The following is a 19,087-nucleotide window of genomic DNA, read 5'->3' as shown; positions in this document are numbered from 1 at the left end:
GCCAATGGATTGCTTAATTTGGTATCAGCTTAACCGCTACCTGTTTTGTCGTCCAACCTCGATTAGGAGCAACAACGACTTCAACTTTTTTTGTATTAAAAAGTTGCTCGTCAGCACCCACAGCCGCTAAAATTTCTTCTAACTCATTTCTAGGGGCTGTGAGTCCTCTAGTACCGCTGGGCGGAATCGGTTGGTCGAGTGCTGGTAATTCCAGCCAGCGGAAGTTTGCTTCACCCACAGTTGCAAAAACTTTAAAGATATTGGTTTCTTCCGTATATCCCTCTGGAAGAGTCAGTGTAAAAGGAGTTGGACTCGGCTCTTCATGCCCCGCATCGAACAGGGCAAAATCTTCGTTAGAATCCCAAATATTTTGTTGGCTAATCGACCAATCTGAACTCAATACCAAGACAACAATGTTGAGAGCTTGAGGAGAATCATTTTTGATTCGCAAAAACACGGTTTCTCCAGATTTTACAGTGGGATTAAGCGGCTCGTCAAAGGGTTGGGGAGAGGGTCGCCGTCCCCGTTTATAATTGGCTTGCTTGCCAACTAACTCAACTACCAACTTAGAAGCTAAAGAGGTTCCAAAATTGTCAAGTTCCTCAGTAGCTTTATACTTGGTAATATGGACTAAACGCTTCACCACCTGAGCGGCTGCATCCGGTTCGCAAACTTTCAGCGGTGGTCGTAAATTGGGAATGGGTGTTCTTGACGGATCGCCAATCTGGTATTCGCCGTTTTTGTTAATCGCAATTTGGTAGTCCGCAACTTCATTATCCGAAACTAATCTCACCCAGCCATTTTCCCCCAAGGCACTCTCAATTCCTTGCAAAGCTGCTTTTTGATCTATTTCTTTGGGAGGAAAATTTTCAGTTTTTGTATTCTCTTCTGTACAGTAAATCAAGCGAACTTTGCGAACTAAATCGACTGGTGCTGACAGCATAACCGCTTGAGCGCCTTGCTCGATTTCTCCTTGGCGCAAAGTCTGAGTAATTTCAGCCCAAGCGTCTGTTGCACCCACATCAACAATTTCAGCGATCGCTAATTGTTTATCCTCCTGAGTAAAGTCTTTTGCTCCTAACTGGTAGATTGCAAACTTTCCGCCTTCCTCTAAACCTTGCGCCTGACCAGCATTCAACCGGATTCGCACTGGATTTTTAGTTGTATCAACCTGCATCACAGTCACAGCATACTGGTATGAACCGAAATCCCTGCCAAAAACTTTCCGCTTCCCCTCTCCGAAAAGCATCGGTGTTTGTTGCGAAAACTGGCTGTGGATTTTGGCGTTGAGGCGATCGTAGAGTGCCTTATAAGTTAAGTTAGGACTAGGATTTTGCAGCGAATCCAGTAGCCAGTAAGTCAGGGCTCCGTTTTTCTCTTTGCCATTAAAAGCGTACTCGAAAGCAAACTCATTAGGGCGACAAGCGGCTAACACAGTACAGCCTTTTATTTCAGGAAGCATACTCTCCATAGTTGCAGCCCGTTTTCCCTCTGTTAAAGCTTGCCAAATTTCTGCCAATTTCAAACTTGATGTCACTAAACTTTCTATTGGCCGCGGTGTTGTGTCAACCGTGTTCATATCTGCACCGCGAATATCAGAATCACCCGATCGCGTCGCTCCTCCTGAATGGCAGCTATCCAGCACAAGCGTAACAACCAACTGCTTATCTGCCATTTTTTGCAAGAGGGCTGCTATCTCCAAATCGCGCAAATAGCGGGCGTTGGAGTTGCCAATATCAACCGGAACGAGTCCCTCATCAATCCCTTTTTCTCCCTTAATTTCTGGAAAAATTGTTGCTGCACGACCTCCGTGACCGGAATAGTGAATGTACACTTGGTCTTGCGGTTGGGCTTTTTCGATCAGTTCGTTAAACATCCCTACAATATTTTCATAAGTTGGCCACAGGTCTTTTGATTCTGATGGCTCATTCAAACCCTCAGCATTAGATGCTGTTAGCTTCATAATCTGCGATTCAGGCAGTCTCAGGGTATTTTTTAGGAAAGCTTCTACATGGTTAATGTCACGCACGCATCCATTAAGGTTTTTGTAGGAAGCTCCTTCAGGTAATTTGTTAGGCAGGTAGCAGTCTAGGCCGAGTAGTAAGGCGTGAAAATTAGATCCGATTAAAGTAGATGCGTCAGTCATATTTTTCTCCTATTCTTTCGGGTAGTTTAAGCTCTGAAGATTACTTAGGAACATTAGGCGACACCGTAGAACCTCAAAAAACTGTCCAATTTTCCCCTAAAAACAAAGCTCTTTCAGCCTTCCGCCTCCGTGTCAATCCTTCTAATTCTTGACTCCCTGCTTTATTTCCTATCGAAAATTTATCGCCCGCTCCCTGAAAGTTTCCTTGGTTTAAAAGCTTTAAAAGAGTTGAATTACAAAGATTTTAATACCCCAGATTAAACGTAAAAGACACTAAAGCTGAAAATTAATTTTCATTGATATCAACTTGCACAGCCTCAGACACATAGGCTTCAAATTATGCTAAATCTTTTCTCAGCAATTCTTCCGCCTGTGCTTCCGTAATTGTCATTCCCTCCTATACGCCTTGGGTATATCCGTATGCAATTGTCCAAACCCCAACAAACAGTATCAAGATAGGCTTCTAACTTCATTACCTCAAAATATTTAATCAAATTAACTTCATCTTGATTGATTGTCATCCCTCCCCGCACTCCTATTTCCCTAACTTGAGGATGAACTCGATCGGGAGGAGCGATCGCAAATGTTTTAGCTAATGTGAATCGCACAGCTTTTGAGAGCAATTTCACTTGTCCTGTGGTGGCGATCGCCTTTACTGCGACCTTGCCTTCCATTTCATAAATGCTTCCATCAGGGAAGATTTCCAGCACCCGTTCCATCGTGATTTTTCCTTGCATTTTGTAGGTGGACTCACTTCTCAAATCCGAACTCTCATTGAGATTTTCAACTATTCAAAAACCCTCTACAGGTGATTTGTTGAGTTTTTCTTCGGTGGCCGGCCCAAATGCACCATCCTCGTCAATTTGTTCATTGGGATTGTGCTGATTCCAAAGCCGCTGAAACGCTAACACAGCAGTACCGCCAATATCCCGCCACCCATCACCAACAAAATCAAAATGAGGTCGATCCCATTCACCCAGCCACCGCCAGCCGTGAGCTTCCAAATCGGGTATCCAGGCTTCGGGGTCTTCGATATCTATTGCTAATCCACTTTGGTGATTGCTTTGACCGGGAGGTGCTGCTGCAGTAATCCCACACAGTCCTGCTTGATAGCAGTTGTAGAGAAATAGCTGTTGAGCGATCGTTCGGTAAGCTGAGTTTATAATCAGTTTTTCACCGCGCCCGCTAATAGCACGAGCGAGAGCTTCTTGTGCAGGCAACTGAAGCAAAGGATGAACCCCTTCACCCACATCTACGTTGAGATCTGCGAAACTTACAAGGCAATTTGGCTCTATTTTGTTCATCTCTTCGATGAGCTGCTTGTCGAGCAGGCGGACTACAGCCGTCGAACAGCCTGGAGCGTTCTGAAGTGTCACTGTACCGCGAGCGCCTATTTCTTCCAATGCTCGCCGTTGAGCTGGGTCATTATCTATTTGATTGATGCGATCGCACGGTTCAATGTATGTAGGCGTGGTTACTAAAAGACTATCTTGGCTCATGTTCATCCACCCTTAAAAAGTAATAAATTTGCTTTCTTGTCTCAACTCCAAGGGCAAAGCGATCGCCCTCAAAGGCACCAACTTCTATGCAAGGCTATTTGCCAGTGGCAGTCTCTCGCTGTCTGGCATATCCTTTTCATCACCTAACTTTTCTTTCCAAACTCCACAGATTGTCTCTGAAGTAGCGGAAGAAATTGTAGAAGTAGCTGAAAAAAGCGTTTTGACAATCAACGTAGCAGCAATTACAGCGAGGGACAAAGCTATATTGAATTGACTCGCTCAAATCGGCGCTAAAAGTGCGACTCCTTTATCATAATTTTCTTTAAAGCTTTCCTGAAGTTTAGCTTTGAGTTTTCGATCGTCAAACAGTTCGCCACACATTAAGTTATAAGTTTTGACGTTTAGCTGCTTGAAATAGCGATCGCCGAAATTGACATTAGCACGATCGGGACTTCCACGTCTGGGAGTCGCACTTAGAGCCTCATTAAGACTTTCTAAAGAAGCCGAGCGCGCTGTTGGATCTCTCGCTCTTTCTTGAACTCAGATTCCAAGCTGCGCCTTGAGAATATCTTCGTCAAACTCTAACAGCTTTTGATATAATTCATGACTCTGTGTCATAAATCTTAATTTTAGTTGTTGAATTTAAACTAAATTTTGGGGCTGGTCGTGGTTTGATTCTAAGAGAGCAAGACCCAAAAATTATCTAGCTTTTAGTTGAGTCTTAAATTAGCCAAAAGGCCAGCTCCCAACTGACCCTAAGTAGGGGACAGAACCTGTACTTTTGGCTAGGTGTCGTGCCAAACCACAGGCGGGCAAGGCTTTTCGGAGGGCGATCGATTGCGCGATTTTAGATTTTAGATTTTAGATTTTAGATTTTAGAATTTCTCCCACGGGCTGTAGCGATCGCAGGTGATGAGTACGCTACGCTTTTTTCAAGGGTTCACGGCCTGTACCGGGGGGCTGTGACCAAATTGCTTTCGGTCAGGATAAAAAATCACATACAGATCGACCCTGTGGCTTTTGTCTACTCCAAAAAGCTGATTAAAAATGGTACAAAATATCAAGTTTAAGAAATTTTCACTATTTAGATAGATATCGTATTTTGAGCTTTTTATCTACGATGATTGTATCGAGTTATTAATAGAATTGCCGTGATTTTTCCCAACCCTAGTCCGTTGCCAGGCCCGCAGATTCCCAGTACCGAACCGGGGCTGCCTACTATACCGGCATCGCCACCAGTGCCGGGCCCCGTACCCGAACCGATTCCCGGCCCCGTACCCGAACCGGTACCTGCGCCAATTCCGCAGCCAATTCCCGAACCGGTGCCGGAAACCGTCCCCTCTCCGATTCCTCAAACAGTGCCGGAACCTATTCCTCAGACAATCCCCGATCCGGTGTAAATTATGTAGGGCTTACGCACATATTCCCGGTTTTTGCCAAAAATCTGAGGTTTGGCTAGGAGATATTCGCACAGAAACTGGGTTTCTCGCCGCGCGTCCGTAAGTCCTGTCCGATATATTGCTGATACTTATGATATTTTGAAACAGTGATATGTTTCTAAATAGCTATGCTTACTGCCGGAATTGTCGGACTGCCTAATGTTGGCAAATCTACTTTGTTTAATGCTCTGGTTGCTAATGCCAAGGCGACTGCGGCTAATTTTCCTTTCTGTACGATAGAGCCAAATACAGGTGTCGTGGCAGTGCCAGACGAACGGTTGAACGTGCTGAGCAATATTAGCAATTCCGCGCAAACTGTGCCGACGCGGATGGAGTTTGTGGATATTGCGGGTTTGGTGAAGGGGGCGAGTCAGGGGGAAGGATTGGGAAATCAGTTTTTGTCTCACATCCGGGCTGTGGATGCGATCGTCCACGTTGTCCGCTGTTTTGACAATGATGATATTATTCACGTTGCGGGTTCTGTCGATCCCCAGCGAGATATTGACATTATCAATCTCGAATTAATTTTAGCAGACTTAGCTCAAATTGAACGCAGGCTCGATCGCACTCGCAAGCTGGCCCGCAACAACAAGGAAGCTCAAGCCGAAGTGGATGTGCTCGAAAAATTGGTGGCTGTTTTGAATGCGGGGAAACCGGCGCGGCAGTACAGTTTCACAGATGAAGAAGCTGAATTAGTTAAAGGTTTGGAATTACTCACCAATAAACCAGTTATCTATGCTGCTAACGTGTCTGAGGACGATTTAGCAACGGGAAATAGCTATGTCGAACAAGTGCGGGAAGTAGCAAAAGCAGAAAATGCTAAGGTTGTCATAGTTTCGGCGCAAGTTGAGTCAGAATTGGTGGAGTTATCCGAGGAAGAACGAACGGATTTCCTAGAATCTCTCGGGGTAAAAGAAGGTGGCTTGAAATCTCTGATTCGAGCTACTTACGAATTATTGGGTTTGCGGACTTATTTTACTAGCGGACCAAAGGAAACTCGCGCTTGGACGATTATCGCGGGAATGTTAGCACCGCAAGCTGCGGGGGTTATTCACTCTGATTTTGAACGGGGTTTCATCCGGGCCGAAACTGTAGCTTATGAAGATTTGGTTGCTACGGGCGCGATGAATGCGGCTAAGGAAAAAGGCTTAGTTCGCAGTGAAGGAAAAGAGTATGTTGTACAAGAGGGGGATGTGCTGTTGTTCCGATTTAATGTTTAGCTTTTTTTCAAGGAGATAAGCAAATGGATATCGTTTCGCTGGTAATTGCTTGGCTGGTTACTTCTGTGAGCTTTTTTATTATTTCCAAGTTACCCATCGGGGTAGATATTGACAGTTTTGGAAAAGCGATGATTTCGGCGGCGGTTTTTGGATTGCTGAATGCTTTGGTGCGGCCGCTTTTTGTGGTTTTGGGTATTCCATTGCTGTTGATCACTTTTGGTTTGTGGATGATTGTTATCAACGCTGCTATCTTTGGATTGGCGGCTTGGCTAGTCGAAGGGTTTCGCTTGCGGTGGGGAATTTGGAGTGCTTTGCTGGGGGCTATCGCCCTCGGTTTTATTAACTCTCTTCTCTATCAGGTGTTGAGTACGCTGCCCAATGTACGGTAGATCAAGGTAACGCGGTAGAGGCGGGTTTATCTATCTTGTTAGCTATAGCAAATATCTCTACTTAACTGATTCCTAGGCTGTGCCTAGGAATCAATGTCCAGAGGCTCTGCCTCGCTTTGGGAGTAGCAAAATAGGAGGCAGAGCCTCCGGATATGTGTTACCAGGCTCTTCCTAGTAACGAGTAGAATATCTCTAGTTAACTGGTTCCTAGGTTCTGCCTAGGAATCAATGTCCATAGGCTCTGCCTCGCTTTGGGAGCAGCAAAATAGGAGGCAGAGCCTCCGGATATGTGTTACCAGGCTCTTCCTAGTAACGAGTAGTCCGTGTCATCCAAGTCGTGTCAAGGGTTAATTATCAGCAGCAAAAGCCTCTCGACGGCGACTGTTGTCAACGGGCCAGTCTGTATTTTCCCCGCCAATAATGAGTTTTTCAATCGTTACGAATTCTTTGCTCAGTTGCTGGAAAACATTAATCAAAACATCGAGGCCGATTGCGTCGCTAGTTCCCAAATCAAACCAGCAGCGAGCCCAAGAACCTTGATACTCCATTTCTCCCATATTGTGCATCAAAGCCATCATGCTTTGGTCGGCTAGATTAACATCGTAATTCATCTGACTGATATCTAAGCCTTCATCTTGAACTTGCAAATTTTCCGCATTAAATCCTCCGAGTTTTCCCAAGAAAAACCAAGAGTCAAACACTTCTTCAACATACTGTTTTTCACCGTTTGAAGGCACGTTGCTGAACTTCAGCCAAATCCAGAGGTCAAAGGGGTTAAACTCGCGAAACTCTACTTGCATAGTTTTTTGGTGTTTTTATAGTGGTGGTAAGGCGGCCGGCCCCCAGAGTCCATTTGCATCTCTAATTTTATCGCGCATCGGGTCGCAGTCGCGAGATTTGCTGTCGAGACGGTTACGGGTTCTGCACTGCTGAAAGAAGATTTCGGCTACTAAACTGCGCGGCAGTTGGTCGGGTTTTGCTAAGGCTGCGTCCAAGTTTTTTCGAGCTTCCTCAAGTAAGGTTTTGTTGCTGTCTTTACCCTGGGATTGGGAAAACAATATTTGTGCTTTTAGATAGAGAATTTCTGGATTATTGGGCGTTTCTGCTAGGGATTTGTTGGCAAACTCTAAAGCGCGATCGTAGTTTTTCAAGTCTCGATAGCCTACTGCCATGCCGCGATAAGCTAAGTAGCGGGGAAAGGCTTTTTGTTCGAGTCTTTGAATTGCTTCGTTGGGGTTGGAAAAGGGTAGGTTTTTGGCTAGCATTAAGTCCATGTAGCCTTTTATCAGGTTGAGTTCTGGGTCGTTGGGCGCTATTTTATCGGCCGCATCTAGGTATTGAAATACTACTCGCAGTTTGTTGAGTGCTTGGGGCGCGCCTTTGGCTGTTCCTTCTTTGGCTATAATGTTCGCCCCTTCTAGAAAGTGACCTGCTGCTGTGTAAAGGTTGCCGCGCAAGGGATTGGTTTTCGTCAATTTTTCGCCGACTTCGCGGGTTTTTTGCGCGTAGGAATTCATCGAGTTTAAGTCTTTTTCGATGTATGATAGGGAGGCTGCCATCGCATAGGCTAGCGGCTCGTTTGGTTCGGCTGATAGTGCTTGTTGAACTTGAGTTTTTGCTTGTTTGTAGTTTCCTTGCTGAAACATTGTTTTGAAAGCGGTTTCGGTGTTGGGCCCGATCGCCTGCGGGTTGCTGCTGCGAAAGGGATCGCCCGCTAATGCTGGGTTAATGCAGAGGCCCAGGGCGATCGCTCCTGCACAGGCGATCGCCCGCACTGTCTGTTTAGAACTTAACATTTGCTTGCCTAGCGATGCTAAAGGGGTTTTCGTCATCGTCAATTCTCTCAATGGAATATACTGTAAACTAGAAACAAGATAGTTAAAATGTCAGACTATCGGGCCCAGACCAAAAAAAGAGTGAAATTTGCTTGATTTTTTCCTGGTGTTACGGTATATTTTAATAATGGGAGTGTGAGTTTTCATAGATGAAGAGACAGATTTCCATTATTAAAATATACCATAAAAAGAGTGAAAAATAAAACTCCCAAGCTGAAAAAAAATCAAAAATTTTTGTAAATATTTATGTAAAATAATAGTGGGCGATCGGCAACAGCCAGAAAAAGCCTTAACTATTAATAGCACAAATTCGTTAAATCCGTTAAATCCATTAAATCCCGTACACTGCTCGTTGCCGAACTTCCTTCTCCCCAACTACCAATTGCGTTAATGCTTTATCTAAAAAACTTAGTATATCATCCTACAGCCTGTCCGAATGCTATTCTGAAAAATATTAACTTAGAACTTCCCTCGCAGCAAATGGGGCTGATTGTGGGCCGCAGCGGTTCAGGCAAAAGTACGCTCTTAGAAATATTAGCAGGTTTAGCGGAAAAAACTAGCGGTGACATCCGCTGGCGCGAACAGGAATTAACACCAGAACACTTACAACAGTTAGGAGGTTTAGTGTTCCAGTTTCCAGAAAGGCATTTTTGCGGAGGCACAATTTTAGAAGAATTGCGACTGGGACATCCTGAATTGGGACAAGAACAAATCAACAAAGCAATGGCAGAAGTGGGACTCGGACATTTGCCGCTGCGGGCTTCCCCCCACGCTTTGAGCGGTGGCCAACAGCGCAGGGTAGCGCTGGCGGTGCAGCTAATTCGGCAGCCGCATTTGCTACTTTTGGACGAACCGACGGCGGGTTTGGATTGGTCGATGCGCAGGCAGTTGGTAAGCTTGTTGAGCAAGTTGAAAAGTCACTGGACTTTGTTGATTGTTACTCACGATGCTAGCGATTTGCTGAGCGTTGCCGATCGATTTTGGACTTTAGACCACGGGGATTTACAAGAGGTCGATCGCGCTAAATTAGAGGCTAAGGAAACCAGTTTTGTTAGTCATTAGTCATTAGTCATTAGTCATTAGTTAGTGCGGGCGGGCGGGTTGATCGCATTGTGAAGTATTTTTGGGCGAAGAGAATTTGCCTAGTTTAGGAAAGAGTGGCAATACAAGATGAATCAAATTACAATGTCTGTGCTACCGGAGATGAACGAGTTGTGGCAAGAAACGCTGAATTGGCAGCCGGATGAGTCGCAGCAGCAACAATTTCAGCGGCTTTATGAGTTAATTGTCGAGGGCAATCGCTCATTGAATTTAACTCGAATTACCGAACCGATCGAGTTTTGGGAAAAACATTTGTGGGATTCTCTGCGGGGAATTGCCAGACTACTGCCAGCTAATAACAGTGCAGGGGAAAATCGCAAATTGCCCCCCGAGTCGGTGCAGAAAGTTATTGATATTGGCACGGGTGCGGGTTTTCCGGGTCTGCCGATCGCGATCGCCCTGCCGCACCTATCAGTTACTTTGCTCGATTCTACTCGCAAAAAGATTACTTTTTTGGAAACAGTATTGCCGTCTTTAGGGATAGAAAATGCTGCGACTTTGTTGGGCAGAGCCGATGAAATTGCCCGAGGACCGCAGCACAAACAAGCTTACGATCTAGCACTTCTGAGAGCAGTTGGAGCCGCTCCTCTCTGCGCTAAATGCGCGCTGCCTCTGCTGAAAAATGGCGGTTTGGCTGTACTTTACCGTGGGAATTGGACGGTGGAGGAAGAGACAGAGTTGCAAAGTGCGATCGAGCATTTGGGCGGCACAGTTGAGTCAGTCGAAGCATTCACAACCCCGACGAGTCAGAGTGCGCGACACTGCGTTTATTTGCGGAAAGTTGAATAAATTTGTAGTTATTAGATTGGGATTTTGTTACCGCAGATATTAGCAGATAAACACAGATGAACGCAGATAAAATTCCATCTGCGTTTATCGGCGTTTATCTGCGGTTTAAAAAAATCATTTTGCCTTGGAGTAGCGGTTGTTAATTTCCGTCCAATTAACCACATTCCACCAAGCTTTTAAGTAGTCAGCGCGCAAATTTTGGTATTTGAGATAATAAGCGTGTTCCCAAACATCGTTGCCCATAATTGGATAGTTCCCCTCCATGAAAGGAGTGTCTTGATTGGCAGTAGTTGTAATCTCAAGTTTGCCGGCTTTATTGCGGACTAGCCAAACCCAACCGCTGCCAAAACGCTTGGCACCGGCGTCGTTAAATTTTGTTTTAAAATCGTCAACACTGCCGAAAGTTTGCTTAATTGCTGTTGCAATTTCTCCTGTGGGTTCGCCGCCGCCTTTGGGACTCATGATTTCCCAAAACATACTGTGATTTAAGTGTCCGCCGCCGTTATTGCGCACGGTTGTGCGAATATCTTCCGGCACTTTGCTCAAATCTCGCAGCATATTTTCCGCACTGATATTTTTGAGTTGCGGGTATTTGCTGATAGCATCGTTGAGGTTTTTAACGTAAGCGGCGTGGTGTTTGTCGTGGTGAAATTGCATTGTTCGCGCATCGATGTGCGGTTCTAAAGCATTGTATTCGTAAGGCAGAGGCGGCAGTGTAAAAGGCCCGGGGGTTTGAGCTATCTTTGTTGCTTCGGCAGTTGGACTTGCTTGCGCTACATTATTTCCTGACGCTTGGCAAGCACCGGCGGTAATAGCTCCGACGCTGGCCGTCAGCATATACAAGAAATTTCGGCGTTTAAGAGTCATAAAAAATACCTAAGTGAATTATTAACTGTTTTATCTCAGATTAAAGCAAAATGGGAGCGAGTTTAGAAAAAAGTTAGTGAAGCGCAGCTATTGCGATCAGGAATCGCCCGAATGGATGAGACGGATGGGCGATGGTTGTGAGAGTTTCTTAAGTATAGGCTTATTGTGTGCGCGTAACTAAATCTCACCTGCTCGGGTTAACCAACCCGGTTTCTCTCTGGAAACCGGGTTTTTTTTGATTATTCTTGGGACAAGCGCTGGATGGCTTCTCCTCCAAAAAGCCGATCGGCTGCTTGAAGAATACCGGGAATTTTAGCAGCGTGGGGACTGTGGGCTAGACAGCGGCGCAAGTCTAATTCATCGAGGCGATCGGCTTTTTTGCCGGGGAACCAGTGGCTCGCATTGCCTAAAAGGTTGTAGCGCATCTTGCAATAGTCGATCGTATCGTAAGCCTGCGCCAAATTCCACAGCCACAAAATCACATAAATATTAATACCTCCGGGAGTATTTTCGATAGTTGGTAAACCTACGTGCCAACTCTTAAACCAATCTTCTCCTAATTTATTAATTGCTGCATTTTCCAACCTTGCTAATATCGGTGGCAAAATTTCATCGGCTCTATCTAACAATTCTACAGCTTTAAGATGCTCGTTAAAATCTTCAGGTTTTGCTGCTCCTAAACTCAAAGTGTGTACTTGCGGATGCGACAAACAAAACAAATCGTTAAACACCATCGGACTCAGCGGATAGCACAAATTTACTAATTTTTGCGGCGGGCTGTAAAGCTGACCGCCTTTGTCGGAAGGACTGATAATAAAAACGCCCATATCGTGACGTTTAGCAGCTTCAATCGCCGGCCAATTACTTTGATTGATGTAGTACCAGTGCAAGTTAAGATAATCAAATTGATTAGTTTCAATTGTTTTGACAATCACATCCGTAGGGCCGTGAGTTGAGAAACCAATAAACCTAACTTTCCCTTCTCTTTGCAACTTTCTCGCCACATCCATGCAGCCGCCCGGACGCATAGACTGCTCTAGCAATTCCCACGTATTAATGCCGTGTAGCGACAGTAAATCAACGTATTCCAGTTGCAGATAAGCTAAGGATTTATCAAATTCTTCGCGAAACTCTTGGGAGTTTGGTTTGGGATTAACTTTCGTTTGCACTATCAACTTTTCGCGGGGAAATTTCGGAAAAATCCATCCCAATTGCATCTCGGAAGTGCCGTAACCGCGAGCAGTTTCGATGTGATTGATGCCGCATTCAACCGAGTAGCGAATCGTCGCTTCTAGATTTTGTTGATTGTCTGATGAAATTTCATTTGCTGGCACGTCTTGCCATTTGTACTGATATCTCATGCCACCGCAGGAAAAGACGGGCATGGATAATTCTGTGCGACCGAATCTGCGATATTGCATCATCATAATCTAAGTCAAAGCTATAGCAGAAGGAAGTTCGGCAACGGATTCTGTAACGGATGTAACGGATGTCACGGATGTCACGGATGTCACGGATGTCAGGAAGAAGGCAGAAGGCAGAAGGTAGAAAGAAGCTGTAACAATCCCAAGGGTTTGACTGATTAAGAACTTCTTAATAGTCTTGGCGGTTGCTATAGGGTAAGAAACCTTGTTTTTGGTATTTTTGCGGGTTGTAACTCCCATATTGCAGCATTCTCCTGAACAGGCAAGATGCCTGTTCCACAAAGAGTTTTTGACTACCACTGGGGCAGTTTTGACTATTTAGAAATCTCCCGTACTACTGGTTTTCCGTCTGTGATTTCGCCGACTAAAACCAAATCGGTACAGTCTACAAACAAACCATTTTCTAACACACCGGGAATGTTATTCAAGATTTTTTCCATTTCTCCGGGGTTGGAAATGTCGTCAAATTTGACATCTATTACCATATTACCTTGATCGGTAATTACCGGGCCTGCTTTTTTCACACCCATACGGAGTTCTGGTTTGCCGCCCAATTTTTCAATGGCGCGCATTACTGGTGTTAATGCCATCGGTATAACTTCGATGGGTACGCGAAAAGTCGAACCCAATTTATCAACCATTTTGGAACTGTCAACTACTACAATAAACTGAGTTGCGAGGTAATCGACTACTTTTTCGCGGGTGTGGGCGGCGCCGCCACCTTTAATTAAGTTGAGGTGGGGATCTACTTCGTCAGCGCCGTCAATAGCAACATCTATTCTGTCAATTTCATCTAGTGTTGTCAGCGGTACTCCGTACTGTTTGGCTAACACTTCTGATTGAAAAGATGTCGGCACTCCCTTGATATCTTTGAGTTCACCTGATTTTATGCGATCGCCCAAGGCTTGAATAGTATAAGCTGTAGTTGACCCGGTGCCGAGTCCGACAATCATACCAGATTTTACGCGATCGGCTGCTGCAAAGCCGACTTGCTGTTTCATCAATTTTACGGGATCTTGTTCTGTGGTCATGTTCGGTACTCCTTAATAGTTTTAAGATTATACCATTTATTATGGATTTATTTAACCGCAGAGAGCGCAGAGAACGCAGAGACGAAGACGCAGAAGAGAGGGAACTCGCAAATTATTTCAATTGGGAAGTTCTCTCTTTTTTCTCTGGACACTCTGCGTCCTCTGCGGTTAAATAAAAAAAATATAGTTCACAAATCGGCGGATAATTGCCATAATGAAAATCGCATTTCTCGATACCTACACTTGGGATTACAATATTGAAACTCCTTACTGCAAACCTTTGGGCGGCACTCAGTCGGCTATTTGTTACTTAGCTGAGGCGTTGGCTGCACAGGGAAACGAGGTATTTTTGCTCAACAATACTTCTGAGTGGGGGATTTCGCGCGGCGTTGATTGCAGGCGCAGGGTGGGGGACAAATCTAATTTAGAATTGCTGCGATCGCTCGATTTTTTAGTTATAGTCAATATAGTCGGCAAAGCGCTGGAAATCAAGCCGCTTTTGGGCGATCGCACTCAATTAATTTTGTGGGTTCATAACGAACCCGGCTTTGTATTCCTCCAAGATTTTAAGAATGAGCAAGAAATCAATGCTTGCGATGCCTTTGTATTTGTCAGCGACTGGCAGCGCGAGCAATTTCATCGGCGCTTTGGAATTGACTTTAATCGCAGTTGTGTTTTAAGAAATGCGATCGCACCTTGTTTTGCTAACATTTTCGCCGATAATATTTCTATTCTCTCTCATAAATCTCGGCCGCCCATTCTAGCTTACACCAGCACTCCATTTCGCGGACTTGATATTTTGTTAAAAGTCTTTCCCGAAATTCGTCAAGCTGTCCCCGGAACCAGATTAAAAGTATTTTCAAGCATGAAAGTACACCAAATAGATGACAATGAAAACGAGCTTTTTTTTGGTCAACTTTACCGCCAGTGTCAGGAAACAGAAGGCGTCGAGTACCTCGGTTCCGTACCGCAACCCGAACTCGTCCGGCAACTGCGTTCAGTCGCGGTTTTAGCTTACCCGAATACCTATTTGGAAACGTCATCTATTGCCGTGATGGAGGCGATGGCTAGCGGTTGCCGGATTGTGACAAGTGAATTGGCAGCTTTGCCGGAAACAACTGCTGGATTTGCCCGTCTAGTTTCAATGTCAGGGGGAGAAAAGTTGGCATCGGTAACTAATTGGAACTGTGCCGGTAAACCAGATTGGGAGGGATATACAAGGCGGTTTTTAGAGGCGATAGTCGGAGTCTTAAAAGAGGGCGCGGCTGAGGACGGCGCAACTGCTGAAAATCATCTGAGACAGCAGGTAGAATATATAAATCGAAGGTGTACTTGGCCTGTGCGAGCCCGAGAGTGGGTAGAATGGTTGAATATTATTAGTGTAAAACCTGTAAGAGTGGCAGAGCAAATGATAACGGAGTCGTTGGTGGATTTAGAAGCAGCTAAAACATATTTTGTAAAGGGAAATCGGCTGAAAGATGCAGGTGATCTCGGTGGCGCAATCGAGAATTTTCGGAAAGCTTTAGAGTTCAATCCACGAGATGCAGAAGTTCATAAAAAGTTGGCAGAAGTTTATGTTTTGCAAGGGGATTTTGAAAAGGCGATCGCCTCTTGCAATCTCGCGATTAAATTCAAACCGAATTTTGCTCCTGCTTACTTGACAATGGGCAATGCCCTACAGGCTCAAGACAAGCTGGAAATGGCAATTCAAGCTTACTTGCAAGCACTGAAAATTCAGCCAGAATTTGCTGAAGCCAGCGCGAATTTGGGCAGTATGTATTACAAGTTAGGGCAATTGAAACAAGCGGCTAATTCTTACCAAAAAGCTCTTGAAATAAATCCTCAATTGTCCTCGGTTAATTTGATGTTGGGCAGCGTTTTGCAGCAGCAAGGAAAGTTAGATGCAGCAATTGCTTGCTATCAAAAAGTCCTGCAACTGCAACCGGGAAATGCCAGCGCTGCTGAGAAACTATCTAGTTTAATTGCACAAAAACAGCGGGAAACTACTGACAGCAAATTTATCGAATTAGAAACAGAATCAGATCCACAGCAACCAGTATCTGTCAATGAAGATGAAGGCTACGGCTTGCAGCCTTCGAGCATCAATTTGCCGCCAGCGCCAACCACTGAGACTTTAAATACTCCGTTTACAAACCCCGCCGAAGTTTCCGAACAAGTTACCTCGCTCAATGTTCCAGATAGCGGACAAGTTGTCAATTTTCAAGAAGTAGAACCGTACAAAAGCCTGGCCGAAAACTTTTTAGTTCAAGGTAAAATTAAAGAGGCGATCGCAGCGTGTCAACAAGCGCTAAAAATTCGACCGGATTTCATTCACGCTTATGTCACTTTAGGCAATGCTTTGCAAGCAGGAGGCAAAATTGAAGCTGCGATTCGATCGTATTCTCAAGCCCTAGAATTGCAGCCAAACTTTGCGGAAGTGCGTGCCAATATCGGCAGTATGTATTTCAAAATGGGGCGTTTGCCAGAAGCGATCGCCTATTACGAGCAAGCCATTGCCCTCAGTCCAGATTTAGCGGGAGCTCACTGGAATTTAGGGAAAGTATATCACAAACACGGCAACATCGAAGCAGCGATCGCCTGTTTTAAAAGAACATCCGAACTCAACCCACAGCTAGTCGGTGCAGACTTCCACTTTAACTTAGGTAATCGACTTTTTAGCCAAGGAAAGCGCCACGAAGCCATAGAAAGCTACGAAAAAGCGATCGCCATTAAACCGGATTGGGCCGAAGCTTACGGTAACATCGGCAGCGCGCAATCTCAGCAAGGCAATCTCGATGCCGCCATCGCTTACTATCAGAAAGCTGTAGCTTTAAAGCCGGAATTAGAAGTTTTGCACTTCCATTTAGCCAATTCTTTTTTACAGCAAAACAAGTACGAAGAAGCGATTATTAATTATCAAAATACTCTCAAAATCAAGCCCGACTGGCCGGAAGTTCACGCTAACCTCGGCAGTTGTTTTTCCATGCTGGGGCGGCTGGAAGAAGCTCTAGCCAGCTATCAGCAAGCGTTGGTATTAAAACCGAATTGGGCAGAGGTTTACTGTCGCATGGGACACATTCAGAAACACGATAAGCCGTTGGAGGCGATCGCCAATTTTGAAAAGGCGATCCAATGCAACCCCAAATTTAGCGAAGCCCATCAACAACTGTGCGACTTGCTAAGCCATTCCACCAACCTCGCCGGAGCCCGCAACGTCGCCGACAAATACTGCGAAAACTGCGGCGATATCGCCCCAGTCATGTCAGCTACAGCCTACGTCTTTTCCTACCTGCAATCAGGTGTCAGCAAACAGGCAATTCAGAAACTCGAAGAAATCGAAAAACTCTGCTACGAAAAGGTCGAAACATTTAGCGTAATTGAGCTCAAACTGCTCTACGAAATCTTCCTGTTTGCAGTTTCTCACCTGCGAGACAACCGCGAAAAAAATGCCAATTTCTACAGACTAATTGCCAAAGAATACTACAAAAAAGCCGTCCCGCAGTGCCCCGTCAACAGAATCAAAGCCGCCAATAATCCGGGACAACAGCCTTTAAAAATCGGCTTTCTTTCCAAACACTTCCGCCGCCACTCGGTAGGTTGGTGCAGCGAAGCTTTAATTCGCGAATTAAGCCACATTACCCCCCACGTTCACCTTTACGTCACAGGGAAACTCAATCGAGATGAAGTTACGCAGCGGTTTGAAGAAATGGCGGGCAAGTTTTACTGGCCTAAAAAATATCCAAACGGCTTTGCTGACGGCGGCGAAATCCTCGCGGAAGTAGCGCAAGACAACTTGGATGTTTTAATAGACTTAGACTCGATGACAGTGCCAACAAATGTCGAAGTGCTGTATCAATATCCTGCGGGGATTTGCGTTTCTTGGCTAGGATTTGACGCACCCTACATTTCAGATAATCACTACTTTCTTTGTGACGAACACACTCACCCCCCTGGTGTGGAAAAAGATTACTTAGAACAGTTAGTAAGGTTGCCTGTTGGTTCGGTAGCAATTGGCGAACTGCAAAGCATTCCTGTGAATCGAGAGGCGATTAGAAATGCTCTCGGAATTGGCTTGGATCAAATGACTTATCTGTGCGTTGCTCCGGGCCGAAAAACTAATCCCGAAATGGTACGAGCTCAAGTTAAAATCCTTAAGGAAGTACCAGATAGTTTGTTGATCCGCAAAGGTCAAGGCGACCCCGATGTTATTCACAGCACTTACCGCGAAGAATGCGAAATTCAGGGAGTAGATTTTGCTCGGATTAAGTTTATAGGGCAAACCAGAAGTGAAGAAGAACACCGGGCTATTTATTATGTAGCTGATGTGCTTTTAGATTCCTATCCTTACAACGGGGGGACTCACAATTTAGAGGCTTTGTGGGCGAATTTACCAGTGGTAACTAGATCGGGCGACCAATATCTTTCGCGGATGGGTTACGCTTTTCTGAAAAGTGCAAATCTTGATGTCGGTGCGGCGTGGAGTTGGGAGGAATACACGCAGTGGGGAGTTAAGTTTGGCCGCGATGCTGGTTTCAGAAATGCGGTGAAAGAGCATTTAGTAAAATCTAAGCAGCCAGAACATCTCGCACCTTTGTGGAATCCTAAAAAGTTGGCAAGGGAAATGTATGAGGTGTTTCAAAAACTGTTAGCTAAACAGGTTAGTCAGTAGTCAGTAGTCAGTAGTCAGTAGTCAGTAGTCAGTAGTCAGTAGTCAGTAGTCAGTAGTCAGTAGTCAGTAGTCATTAGTCATTAGTCATTAGTCATTAGTGATGAGAAGGAAAAATTTCCGCATCTGGCACTCTTGACCTCTTTCTGTGAAGTCGTGTCACAATCTTTGTGAAAATGCGTAATATCAATTCCAGTTACACCGGAATGATGGGGAGTGGTCCGTTGGGAGTAGGGAGTCGGGGAATGTGGAATTATTGACCTTGACTTTATCATTCCCATGCAACCGGAAACGATATAAAAGCTACGCGCAGAGTCTGATTAATACATAGCTGATTCATGGTACTGCGATCGCACTAACTTTATGCCAGTTAGGGCGATCGTTTTTTTTGTGGTGCCAGAATTACGCCCAAGTTAAAAGACCTCTTGCAAAAATAACTAGGACGGGCAAGATGCCCATCCCACAAGAATTATTTTTTCTTGTGGGATGGGCCGAAGAGCCCGTCCAATAAATTTATGAAAAGGACTTTTGCAAGAGGTCTACTTTAGAGCGTTGGGCCCAGCACGATCGATTGCGAGCGTTGGTACGATCGAACGATATAATTGACAAATAATTGAGCGATTGTGTAGGTCAGTAAATATGGTTAAGAGTCAAAAAACCAACCGTGACCACGCCAAAAAA

The 19,087-nt window shown here is 45.0% G+C and carries 16 protein-coding genes and 1 pseudogene; 7 read left to right on the top strand and 10 right to left on the bottom strand.

Going from position 1 to position 19,087, the window contains the following annotated elements:
• Nucleotides 1–13 precede the first annotated feature (13 nt).
• From ACUVJL_RS06810 to ACUVJL_RS06795, 4 genes and pseudogenes are all read right to left on the bottom strand, one after another.
• Nucleotides 14–2,146: a caspase family protein gene (locus ACUVJL_RS06810; RefSeq protein ID WP_445245162.1), complete on the bottom strand. Its 2,133-nt coding sequence runs from the start codon at nt 2,144–2,146 to the stop codon at nt 14–16.
• A gap of 73 nt (nt 2,147–2,219) precedes the next feature.
• Nucleotides 2,220–2,378, bottom strand: a pseudogene (locus tag ACUVJL_RS06805) (lysozyme); the annotation flags it as partial.
• Between the two features lie 100 nt (nt 2,379–2,478).
• Nucleotides 2,479–2,907, bottom strand: coding sequence for a hypothetical protein (locus ACUVJL_RS06800; RefSeq protein ID WP_445245161.1), 429 nt, complete (start codon nt 2,905–2,907; stop codon nt 2,479–2,481).
• Nucleotides 2,908–2,937: 30 nt separating this feature from the next.
• On the bottom strand, nt 2,938–3,645 hold the full coding sequence (locus tag ACUVJL_RS06795) for a M15 family metallopeptidase (RefSeq protein ID WP_445245160.1): 708 nt from the start codon (nt 3,643–3,645) through the stop codon (nt 2,938–2,940).
• Between the two features lie 28 nt (nt 3,646–3,673).
• Here ACUVJL_RS06795 and ACUVJL_RS06790 point away from each other — a divergent pair, with 28 nt between their 5' ends.
• From ACUVJL_RS06790 to ACUVJL_RS06775, 4 genes are all read left to right on the top strand, one after another.
• On the top strand, nt 3,674–3,919 hold the full coding sequence (locus ACUVJL_RS06790; protein WP_445245159.1) for a hypothetical protein: 246 nt from the start codon (nt 3,674–3,676) through the stop codon (nt 3,917–3,919).
• An 877-nt stretch (nt 3,920–4,796) separates the two neighbouring features.
• Nucleotides 4,797–5,045: a gamma-aminobutyric acid A receptor, epsilon-like protein gene (locus ACUVJL_RS06785; protein WP_445245158.1), complete on the top strand. Its 249-nt coding sequence runs from the start codon at nt 4,797–4,799 to the stop codon at nt 5,043–5,045.
• A gap of 167 nt (nt 5,046–5,212) precedes the next feature.
• Nucleotides 5,213–6,304, top strand: coding sequence for a redox-regulated ATPase YchF (gene ychF / locus ACUVJL_RS06780; protein WP_445245157.1), 1,092 nt, complete (start codon nt 5,213–5,215; stop codon nt 6,302–6,304).
• A gap of 23 nt (nt 6,305–6,327) precedes the next feature.
• Complete coding sequence (locus ACUVJL_RS06775; protein ID WP_445245156.1) at nt 6,328–6,693, top strand: phage holin family protein; 366 nt, start codon at nt 6,328–6,330, stop codon at nt 6,691–6,693.
• Between the two features lie 347 nt (nt 6,694–7,040).
• Here ACUVJL_RS06775 and ACUVJL_RS06770 read toward each other — a convergent pair whose 3' ends face one another.
• Together ACUVJL_RS06770 and ACUVJL_RS06765 are read right to left on the bottom strand one after the other, a co-directional pair.
• Nucleotides 7,041–7,493 (bottom strand): DUF3531 family protein, encoded by a 453-nt coding sequence (locus ACUVJL_RS06770; RefSeq protein WP_015174552.1) that lies wholly within the window; start codon nt 7,491–7,493, stop codon nt 7,041–7,043.
• A 15-nt stretch (nt 7,494–7,508) separates the two neighbouring features.
• Nucleotides 7,509–8,525, bottom strand: coding sequence for a Sll0314/Alr1548 family TPR repeat-containing protein (locus tag ACUVJL_RS06765; protein WP_445245155.1), 1,017 nt, complete (start codon nt 8,523–8,525; stop codon nt 7,509–7,511).
• A 393-nt stretch (nt 8,526–8,918) separates the two neighbouring features.
• Here ACUVJL_RS06765 and ACUVJL_RS06760 point away from each other — a divergent pair, with 393 nt between their 5' ends.
• Both ACUVJL_RS06760 and rsmG read left to right on the top strand, forming a co-directional pair.
• Nucleotides 8,919–9,590, top strand: coding sequence for an energy-coupling factor ABC transporter ATP-binding protein (locus tag ACUVJL_RS06760; protein ID WP_333125234.1), 672 nt, complete (start codon nt 8,919–8,921; stop codon nt 9,588–9,590).
• 108 nt (nt 9,591–9,698) lie between these two features.
• A complete protein-coding gene (rsmG, locus tag ACUVJL_RS06755) occupies nt 9,699–10,418 on the top strand; it encodes a 16S rRNA (guanine(527)-N(7))-methyltransferase RsmG (RefSeq protein WP_445245154.1) in 720 nt (239 codons plus the stop codon).
• Between the two features lie 114 nt (nt 10,419–10,532).
• Here the strand turns inward: rsmG and ACUVJL_RS06750 are convergent, their stop codons facing one another.
• The 4 genes from ACUVJL_RS06750 to rpiA form a co-directional block, all read right to left on the bottom strand.
• Complete coding sequence (locus ACUVJL_RS06750) at nt 10,533–11,285, bottom strand: Fe-Mn family superoxide dismutase (RefSeq protein WP_445245153.1); 753 nt, start codon at nt 11,283–11,285, stop codon at nt 10,533–10,535.
• A gap of 239 nt (nt 11,286–11,524) precedes the next feature.
• On the bottom strand, nt 11,525–12,709 hold the full coding sequence (locus ACUVJL_RS06745) for an aldo/keto reductase (RefSeq protein WP_445245186.1): 1,185 nt from the start codon (nt 12,707–12,709) through the stop codon (nt 11,525–11,527).
• Between the two features lie 6 nt (nt 12,710–12,715).
• A complete protein-coding gene (locus ACUVJL_RS06740; RefSeq protein WP_445245152.1) occupies nt 12,716–12,949 on the bottom strand; it encodes a hypothetical protein in 234 nt (77 codons plus the stop codon).
• A 74-nt stretch (nt 12,950–13,023) separates the two neighbouring features.
• On the bottom strand, nt 13,024–13,740 hold the full coding sequence (gene rpiA, locus ACUVJL_RS06735) for a ribose-5-phosphate isomerase RpiA (RefSeq protein ID WP_445245151.1): 717 nt from the start codon (nt 13,738–13,740) through the stop codon (nt 13,024–13,026).
• 214 nt (nt 13,741–13,954) lie between these two features.
• Between rpiA and ACUVJL_RS06730 the strand changes: the two genes are divergently transcribed.
• Nucleotides 13,955–18,409: a tetratricopeptide repeat protein gene (locus ACUVJL_RS06730; protein ID WP_445245150.1), complete on the top strand. Its 4,455-nt coding sequence runs from the start codon at nt 13,955–13,957 to the stop codon at nt 18,407–18,409.
• Nucleotides 18,410–19,087: the final 678 nt, after the last annotated feature.

Origin of the sequence: Microcoleus sp. OTE_8_concoct_300 (assembly GCF_031383065.1) — a bacterium.
Taxonomy (GTDB): Bacteria; Cyanobacteriota; Cyanobacteriia; order Cyanobacteriales; family Microcoleaceae; genus Microcoleus.
The sequence above is the reverse complement of the archived record's forward strand: the minus strand, read 5'-3'. Positions and strand labels throughout refer to the sequence as shown.

Excerpts from the sequence above, each read along its gene's own strand:
- ACUVJL_RS06750 (WP_445245153.1), bottom strand. The coding sequence starts at position 11,285 with ATGACTCTTAAACGCCGAAATTTCTTGTATATGCTGACGGCCAGCGTC.
- ACUVJL_RS06765 (WP_445245155.1), bottom strand. The coding sequence starts at position 8,525 with ATGACGAAAACCCCTTTAGCATCGCTAGGCAAGCAAATGTTAAGTTCT.
- rpiA (WP_445245151.1), bottom strand. The coding sequence starts at position 13,740 with ATGACCACAGAACAAGATCCCGTAAAATTGATGAAACAGCAAGTCGGC.
- ACUVJL_RS06740 (WP_445245152.1), bottom strand. The coding sequence starts at position 12,949 with ATGGGAGTTACAACCCGCAAAAATACCAAAAACAAGGTTTCTTACCCT.
- ACUVJL_RS06730 (WP_445245150.1), top strand. The coding sequence starts at position 13,955 with ATGAAAATCGCATTTCTCGATACCTACACTTGGGATTACAATATTGAA.
- ACUVJL_RS06760 (WP_333125234.1), top strand. The coding sequence starts at position 8,919 with ATGCTTTATCTAAAAAACTTAGTATATCATCCTACAGCCTGTCCGAAT.
- ACUVJL_RS06745 (WP_445245186.1), bottom strand. The coding sequence starts at position 12,709 with ATGATGCAATATCGCAGATTCGGTCGCACAGAATTATCCATGCCCGTC.
- rsmG (WP_445245154.1), top strand. The coding sequence starts at position 9,699 with ATGAATCAAATTACAATGTCTGTGCTACCGGAGATGAACGAGTTGTGG.
- ychF (WP_445245157.1), top strand. The coding sequence starts at position 5,213 with ATGCTTACTGCCGGAATTGTCGGACTGCCTAATGTTGGCAAATCTACT.
- ACUVJL_RS06795 (WP_445245160.1), bottom strand. The coding sequence starts at position 3,645 with ATGAGCCAAGATAGTCTTTTAGTAACCACGCCTACATACATTGAACCG.
- ACUVJL_RS06770 (WP_015174552.1), bottom strand. The coding sequence starts at position 7,493 with ATGCAAGTAGAGTTTCGCGAGTTTAACCCCTTTGACCTCTGGATTTGG.
- ACUVJL_RS06775 (WP_445245156.1), top strand. The coding sequence starts at position 6,328 with ATGGATATCGTTTCGCTGGTAATTGCTTGGCTGGTTACTTCTGTGAGC.
- ACUVJL_RS06810 (WP_445245162.1), bottom strand. The coding sequence starts at position 2,146 with ATGACTGACGCATCTACTTTAATCGGATCTAATTTTCACGCCTTACTA.